We start from the raw sequence: 6,401 nt of genomic DNA, 5'->3' as shown, positions 1-6,401 counted from the left end.
CCATCTTCGCTATCGCCGTGACTGGAGGTAGCATTTGGGGCGTGGTGCGCGGTCTCGGCTGGAAAGGCTCGCGGCGAGGAATGGAAGAAACGAGCCAGGCGAAAGGGGTCTAAGCATGGAAACACTGTTGGAAGCGTCTTTCCGCGAGCTCGGCCGCGGCAATGGAGAACGTGCCCTTGAGCTGGTAGAAGCTTCCAACAGGTTTGTTGACCTGGTGGACTCGTTTTACCCCCGGGCAAAGCCGTACGTCCCCGTGAGCGCCATGTCCAGTGTGCTGGCCCTTGAGGCCTATCTGCTGGTGAACGTTGAGGACGTCTTCGCGCAGCTGCCGCAGGACGCTGAAGTGATCGAGATGCGCGGCTTGCTCCTGCTGCGCGAACCTATGGTGCCGTTGAGTTCCACCATCAACTAGCTGGAAGTGGCCCCAAGAATCTACATAGCGAAGGGCCAGATTAAGTTTCGCTCGGGCAAAAAAAAAGAGGACACATAGTGTCCTCTTTTGCTATTTCGCCAGTAAATCAGTTGCTGGTCGAAGGGTTCATGGCGCGGATGTAATCCATCTGACCTTGAACCACATAAAGTGCAGCCAAAGCAATATCGCCTTGACGCTTGTCACCACGCACGGAAGCGCGCTCAACCGCAGCCCAATAGGACCTGAAGAGTTTATTGAGGACGTAAAGGTCCTTCTGAGAAGAGACTTCTTGAAAAGTCTTAGCGACGACAGTGTCAGTGCCCGGAAAGTTCCGAGCGATAGACATGTTCCAGGCGCGTTGAGCTTGGTCAGCGGCTACAGACGTGTTGTCGATTGCGAACGTGTTCATGGGAACTCTCCGGATAGTTGAAGGAGCCTCGGGGGAGGCGGATTGGTTTACGGTCCTTCTTGTCACCAGAAAAGTGATAACCAAGGGGTAGGCGTCGCATCGTCGAAACGAAGGCCTGCCCTGAACGCCGGGTTGATGGTTTTGCCGCGCCTAATAGTCCATCCCCAGTTTGTACGGATGGGCTTCGAGAGTGAACTTGCCGGTAATGGATTTGAATCCGAGTGTTGATATTGCGTCGGCAGGTGAAACAGGTTTTTTCCAATTCACATATGCCTGCGTGAGGAGTGAATATGAGTGAGCCAAGTTGAGGATATGGATCCCCCGATGTCTGCAGCCCGGTTGATTCTCGGAGAAGCATTCTTGGGGAAGGTTAAATTGTTTCGATAGTTTTCATTTGGCACCAAAATGGTGCCAGAACGTATTGAAAAATTGATGCGATTGTTAGGCGTCCGGCGTCAAAAATTGGGCCAAAAGTCCACAGCGCGGACTTTTCCCGCTACCAGGTTGCATTCCGTCGGTATCCTCGACGCAGGAGTCGAGTTGCAAAGGTAGGGTTGGGCGTATCTATCGCCAGCGGCGGATCTTGGCGCACGGATGATCGGCATGCGAGGTTCGATAGGGGCGAGGCAACGTCGAAACCATATCTGTTTGGTCACTTGTCGACGTCGGTAGCAATTTGGTAGGTGGTTTCCGTATTGGTGCAGACGTCCAAAGCTGGCATAATTAACAAATAAGCAAACTTAGTACCTCGATATATTTTGATTCGAGCAGGAGCAATCATGAAGGCGTGGACCAGTGGTCAGCGACACCAAGGGCATGGGAAAAGTGCCCAGATGGTCAGGGCTGGCCGGCCAGATGCAGTGGCGCCGCGCGGCATCTTTCTGACCAGATACCAGAACTTCAAGCTGCTTCATCTCGCTTTAGGTTCTGACGTGCTGTTGACGGCAACAAAGGCCCATGTCTCGAAGGACCGCGCGGAGCGGATCTTGGCGCAGGAGGAAGTGATTGATGACCAACTGGCAGAGCACATGGGCAGAATGATCCAGGCGCCTAGCTGGTTTGATACGGTCGGAGCTGTACTTGATGACACCTTTGTCGAACGGATCAAGTCTTTCCAGGCTGAAGATGAAGACGAGACGCACAACCCTATGAGGGAGACCACAATGACCGCACTCCGAGTCCAATCTGACGTGAACGAAATGGGCGCCACCTCTGGTGGTGGGCTGAGCCAGCAGGGCAGCGCTCCCGCTGCGCCGTCTTCTGTCGCTGCGAACGCCGACCAGCGAGCAGCGGGCCCCAGCCGCGGCGTGGAAGATCGCTACGACCTGTTTGCGGCCTGGCTTTCGAAGGAGATATCTTCAAGGCCTGGCCTGAAGTCCGAGATCACTTCCTGGCTTGGCATCGAGCTATGGATGCTAAACGGCTGGCTCAGCGCTCGTCGCCGCATGTTCCTCAATGACGTGGAAATGCTCAGCAATGCGCTGCTGCAGCACGGACATTCCTGGGGCAACCAGGTGCGGGGGAAGTTCGATGAGTTTGTGATTCGCCAGCTTCCCACCGCGCGCGGTAGAACCCGTCGGTCGCAGTCGGAAGTGGGCACCGGTGCGGGCGAGGCTGTGAATGAACTCGTAAGTGCCGCGGCTCAGGCGAGCGCGAGCGGCTCGTCGTCCTCCGAGGCACCTCCGCCCGCTGCGAAGCCCGCACTGGCCCCTAGCCAGGCGTTGGCAGGGCCCGAGCATGCTGCCGGAAAGGTGGCGGCCGGAGGAGCAAAGGCTGATGCACGGCAGCGCGCTCTGCCTGCTGGGCCTGGAGCCGTGGCGAGCAACCGAGTGCCCGCAGCGCCAGCCAGCCAGAATGTCGCGGGGAGCTTCGAGATCGTCGAGCCCGGCAACCCCGAACCGGTGATGGCAGAGATTGTTACGGCGGCCCGGAGTATCGCTGCGACCCTCGAAGCGGCGATGAACATGCTCGCTGCGTCCCGCCAGAAAAAATGAGGTAGCCGGCCAGCCGCGCCGAGTAGCTGGCCCCGGCTATCGCCGACCAGCTCGCGGCGACGACGCAGCGCTTCGCGGCTGCTTTGGCCTTGTACACGGCGCGTCCGCCTTTCGCACCAAAGTTTCTACCTCGTTCACACTGCCGATCGGGTAAGGCGTGGAGAGCTGCTCCACCAAACGGATGGCGAGGGTTCGGGCTCTCTCCAGTCCGGTGCAGGCCAGCGCGAGAGCAAACTCGTCACCGCCCAGTCTTGCCGCAATGTTTGTTGCATGGAAGACGTTCCTGGTCGCATGGGACTACTGGCGATGGACAGCGCAGCGAGTGGGGGAGCGATCTGCGATGCCCCTTCCGGGAAGCGTTGGACCGGGAAAGGCGCCCAGAAAGCGAAAACCGACCACCCCCTTCGGAATGATCGGCATCGCCGGCAGCAGTAGTAATTGCCACCTAAGGATTGAGTCCCCTTGGTGTGAATTTACTCCTGCAGCCGCGATGACGTCAAGCTGCGCGCGCAACTGTTTTGTTGCGTCTGTCTACTGCCTTGGGCGTGCCGTCATGCCGGTGACTCCGCGTTCAGCTGCGCGACAAGGCTGGTCCAGGTGTTCGCCTTCTCGATCACGTGGCCGTTGATACGCACCTCGAACTCGGTGGTGTGCACGTAGGGGCGGCCGGTGGGGGATACGGCGAGGCTGTGGATACGAGCGCAGCCTGGCGTGGGGGACTCGCTGAGGTGCACGAAGTTCTCACGCCCGACGACGTCCAGTGGTTGGGTCCAGCCGCCGGCGTCGAGCAGGACAACGACTAGATCGCGAGGAACGCCGTCGGGCGCCGGGGCGCGGCCCTGAAGCTTCTCTAGGAACAGCTCGAGCGTAGCCTCGGGCACGCGCTGTACGCCCGACTCCCAGCGCTCCCAGGATCGGCGTGAGGCATGCACAAGCGCGGCAGCCTGGGTGGTCGTGAGATTGAGGGCTTCACGCGCCGAGCGCAGGAAGTGTTGCGAGCTAGTGGTGAGATTTTGCATGGTCGGACTCCTTACAAGCCGCAATGATACGCCGAAATCTGGCAAAATGGCGCAATGCGACACAATGCCACGATGGGCCAAGGGAATCCGGTGGTTACGATGACAAATTCTCAAAGAAAAGAATTATTTGTCACGCAGGATAATGATACTTATGATGCGTGCGTTTGGAGTAAAAAATTGAGGCCTGCCTGTAGGGCTTGGCCTCTGCCCGCTGCCGACGGCAGCTTTTTGAAAATTTTGCGCTCGCTGGAGCCCTGGGTCAAGATGGATAAATGACCAAGTGCAGCTGGCGGCCGCAGACCTCTGGGAGATGAGCCATGGCGCGCCTGCGCTACTTCTGCGATCTGGGGCCCGGCCCCGATCCGGTCCCGCTTCAGGGCGTGTGGCCCATGGCCAACCCGGAGTTCGCGCAGCGCTTTCCTGGGGTGGCCGGGCTGTGTGCCGACGGATACTCGCGCTGGGTCGGCTATCCGCAGGTAGGTCCTGGCGGCCCGCTGCCGGTGACGCGGCGGATCGACTACAAGGCGCAGCCCTCACGGCACGACTGCAACGTCAAGTGCCTGCATGGCAAGGCCACCGGTACCTGCGAATGCCAGTGCGGGGGGCGCAACCATGGACGCGGCGTGTTTTCACGGCTGGTGAGCCCACCAGCGCAGAAGGCCGCGCCGGATACGGCGGCCCACAACGAGGTGGGGCACTCTATCGTCCAGGCGGGTGCCATGAAGAAACAACTTTTTATGCAAAATTTAGATCCCCTGCTGGACGCAGCCACGGACTTTGCGATGGAGCCGCGACATGACTGAATACCTGCACGACATTCCAGGCCTCGCCGAGGTCATTGCCAGTGTGCCCACCGATGGCCGCGACCCACGCCACAAGGCACTGCTCAAGGCCCTGCGCGCAGTGCCCGGCCTGGAAACGGTTGAGTTCGCCACCAGCCGCGGCAACTGCTACCTAGCCCAGCGCCGGGTTTTCACCGCGGCGGGCGAGCTCGTGCACGAGGACCTTGCGGCCTGGCTGTCGCAGGAGTTCGTGAACGACGGCGCGCGGGCCAGCGTCACCCACCAGCGTTTGCTCGCGGCCGACCTGCGGCTGAGCACCACGGAAATCACCTCGCTGTACTTGGTGGTCGACCGGGGCGGCGACGAGTCCAACTTCCTGCAGATCGAGGTCGAACTGTCGAGCGAACGCCTGGAGAACCGGCTGATGCAGGACTATGGCTCGCCTCCGCGCGACGCCCGGGAGCTGCTCTCCGAAGCGCAGGGGCAAGAGTTGCCGCCCGAGGAACAAACGCCCCTGGGAACGCCGCGCTACCGGCTGCGCCGGGTCGTCGATATGGCCCGGTTCCTGGAACTGATCGACGCGGACGAAGAGCTGCAGCGCGCCCGGGTGCGTGCTATGCGGTTCACGGTCTCGGACTCCCAGTCCGAAGGACCGCCGCGTGAAATTGGCTACAAAGAGATCGATCCCGGGCTCGACAAATACCCCGCCAAGGGCCGCCGCCTGTTCAAGGACTGGGCCGCGAGCAGTGCCGGGCAATCGGGCCAGCGGCTGTGCCGCCACTGGGTGATGCAGATCAGCGACTCGAAGGACAAGACCACGAACCGCCGCTGGGTCTCCCTCGTGCCGATGTGGACCTTCGACAAGAAGCTCGCCGAGGTGGAGTCGCGCAAGGGCAGCGTGCACGCGCTGTATGACAAGCTCTGCACCATCGACCGGCGCACGGGTGCCCCGTTTGCCTGGTTCTTCTATCTGCTGCACGGCAACCGCGTGCACGACGGGGCTGGCCACCGCGTTCTGGAGGCGGCCGAGGCTGGCCAGATCAACCTCCCCGAAAACGACTACCAAGTCCTGCGCCGCTGGCGTGACCGCGAATATGGCTTCTGAAACAGGCTCGGCCATCCGCTGGGACACCTCGGACCGCGCTGCGCACCTGCACCGCGTGCGGCAGCGCGAAGGCGAGATCCTGGGGCCCGAAGGCCGGGCGCGGATCGACATGCGTGCCAGGGCCGTGCTCGCGCCCGCCAACGCTGACCGAATGCGCCTCGTCAATGAGGCTATCGGGGCGCCTTCGCGCGCGAAGGCCATCGTGTGGCTGCACCGTGCTGCCGACCGGCTCAGTCAGGCCGTGGCGCGCGAGGTCGCCTGCCGCCGGGGTTGTGATGCGTGTTGTCACCAGGACGTGGTGGTGACCCAGTCCGAGGCTGAACTCATTGGACGGGCCATTGGCCGACGGCCCGCAGCCGTTCCCGCCGGCGCTGTGTCCGTGGGGCGCGACCTGAACGAACCGCCTCCGATGCCGGCACTGCACACCGGCCAGCCATGCCCCTTCCTTGAAGCGGGCGAATGCGGGATCTTTAGGCACCGTCCGCTCGTGTGCCGCCTGCACGCGAACTTCGACGAGGACGCGTTGCTGTGCCAGATCGTGCCAGGGGAGTCGATTTCCGTGCCGTATGTGGACACGTCCATCGAAAAAGCGGTCTACCACGGCAAGGTGGCCGCCGGGGGCCTCGTGGCGGACATCCGCGACTGGTTTCCGTCAGAAATCGGGGAGCAATAGCAGTGGA

At 61.4% G+C, this 6,401-nt stretch carries 7 protein-coding genes; 5 read left to right on the top strand and 2 right to left on the bottom strand.

Translation table 11 applies throughout. The annotated features are described in order from the left end of the window. Positions 1 to 115: 115 nt before the first annotated feature. Positions 116 to 412, top strand: a complete 297-nt coding sequence (locus tag C8C94_RS25370; RefSeq protein ID WP_121423162.1) for a hypothetical protein — start codon at positions 116 to 118, stop codon at positions 410 to 412. A gap of 106 nt (positions 413 to 518) precedes the next feature. On the opposite strand, the gene C8C94_RS25365 is transcribed toward C8C94_RS25370, so the two are convergent. After that, positions 519 to 821, bottom strand: a complete 303-nt coding sequence (locus C8C94_RS25365; protein ID WP_055402340.1) for a hypothetical protein — start codon at positions 819 to 821, stop codon at positions 519 to 521. Between the two features lie 779 nt (positions 822 to 1,600). On the opposite strand from C8C94_RS25365, the gene C8C94_RS25360 reads away from it, so the two are divergent. Continuing rightward, positions 1,601 to 2,815 carry a hypothetical protein gene (locus C8C94_RS25360; protein WP_121423161.1) on the top strand — a complete coding sequence of 405 codons (1,215 nt, stop codon included), beginning with the start codon at positions 1,601 to 1,603 and terminating at the stop codon, positions 2,813 to 2,815. Positions 2,816 to 3,366: 551 nt separating this feature from the next. Here C8C94_RS25360 and C8C94_RS25350 read toward each other — a convergent pair. After that, positions 3,367 to 3,834 (bottom strand): helix-turn-helix transcriptional regulator, encoded by a 468-nt coding sequence (locus tag C8C94_RS25350; RefSeq protein ID WP_121423159.1) that lies wholly within the window; start codon positions 3,832 to 3,834, stop codon positions 3,367 to 3,369. A gap of 317 nt (positions 3,835 to 4,151) precedes the next feature. Here C8C94_RS25350 and C8C94_RS25785 point away from each other — a divergent pair, with 317 nt between their 5' ends. From C8C94_RS25785 to C8C94_RS25340, 3 genes are read left to right on the top strand one after another with little or no spacing between them, the layout of a single operon-like run. Further along, positions 4,152 to 4,637, top strand: a complete 486-nt coding sequence (locus C8C94_RS25785; protein ID WP_199731505.1) for a hypothetical protein — start codon at positions 4,152 to 4,154, stop codon at positions 4,635 to 4,637. Further along, positions 4,630 to 5,721 (top strand): hypothetical protein, encoded by a 1,092-nt coding sequence (locus C8C94_RS25690; RefSeq protein ID WP_158603861.1) that lies wholly within the window; start codon positions 4,630 to 4,632, stop codon positions 5,719 to 5,721. The genes C8C94_RS25785 and C8C94_RS25690 overlap by 8 nt, the downstream gene beginning before the upstream one ends. Beyond that, positions 5,711 to 6,394 carry a YkgJ family cysteine cluster protein gene (locus C8C94_RS25340; RefSeq protein ID WP_158603860.1) on the top strand — a complete coding sequence of 228 codons (684 nt, stop codon included), beginning with the start codon at positions 5,711 to 5,713 and terminating at the stop codon, positions 6,392 to 6,394. Before C8C94_RS25690 ends, C8C94_RS25340 begins: the two co-directional genes overlap by 11 nt. Positions 6,395 to 6,401: the final 7 nt, after the last annotated feature.

The organism is Acidovorax sp. 94 (genome assembly GCF_003634645.1).
In the GTDB taxonomy this organism is placed as follows: Bacteria; Pseudomonadota; Gammaproteobacteria; order Burkholderiales; family Burkholderiaceae_C; genus Acidovorax; species Acidovorax facilis.
The sequence above is the reverse complement of the archived record's forward strand: the minus strand, read 5'-3'. Positions and strand labels throughout refer to the sequence as shown.

What these genes read in the sequence shown, in the direction of transcription:
- C8C94_RS25365 (WP_055402340.1), bottom strand. Translation starts at nt 821, where the DNA reads ATGAACACGTTCGCAATCGACAACACGTCTGTAGCCGCTGACCAAGCT.
- C8C94_RS25340 (WP_158603860.1), top strand. Translation starts at nt 5,711, where the DNA reads ATGGCTTCTGAAACAGGCTCGGCCATCCGCTGGGACACCTCGGACCGC.
- C8C94_RS25690 (WP_158603861.1), top strand. Translation starts at nt 4,630, where the DNA reads ATGACTGAATACCTGCACGACATTCCAGGCCTCGCCGAGGTCATTGCC.
- C8C94_RS25350 (WP_121423159.1), bottom strand. Translation starts at nt 3,834, where the DNA reads ATGCAAAATCTCACCACTAGCTCGCAACACTTCCTGCGCTCGGCGCGT.
- C8C94_RS25370 (WP_121423162.1), top strand. Translation starts at nt 116, where the DNA reads ATGGAAACACTGTTGGAAGCGTCTTTCCGCGAGCTCGGCCGCGGCAAT.
- C8C94_RS25360 (WP_121423161.1), top strand. Translation starts at nt 1,601, where the DNA reads ATGAAGGCGTGGACCAGTGGTCAGCGACACCAAGGGCATGGGAAAAGT.
- C8C94_RS25785 (WP_199731505.1), top strand. Translation starts at nt 4,152, where the DNA reads ATGGCGCGCCTGCGCTACTTCTGCGATCTGGGGCCCGGCCCCGATCCG.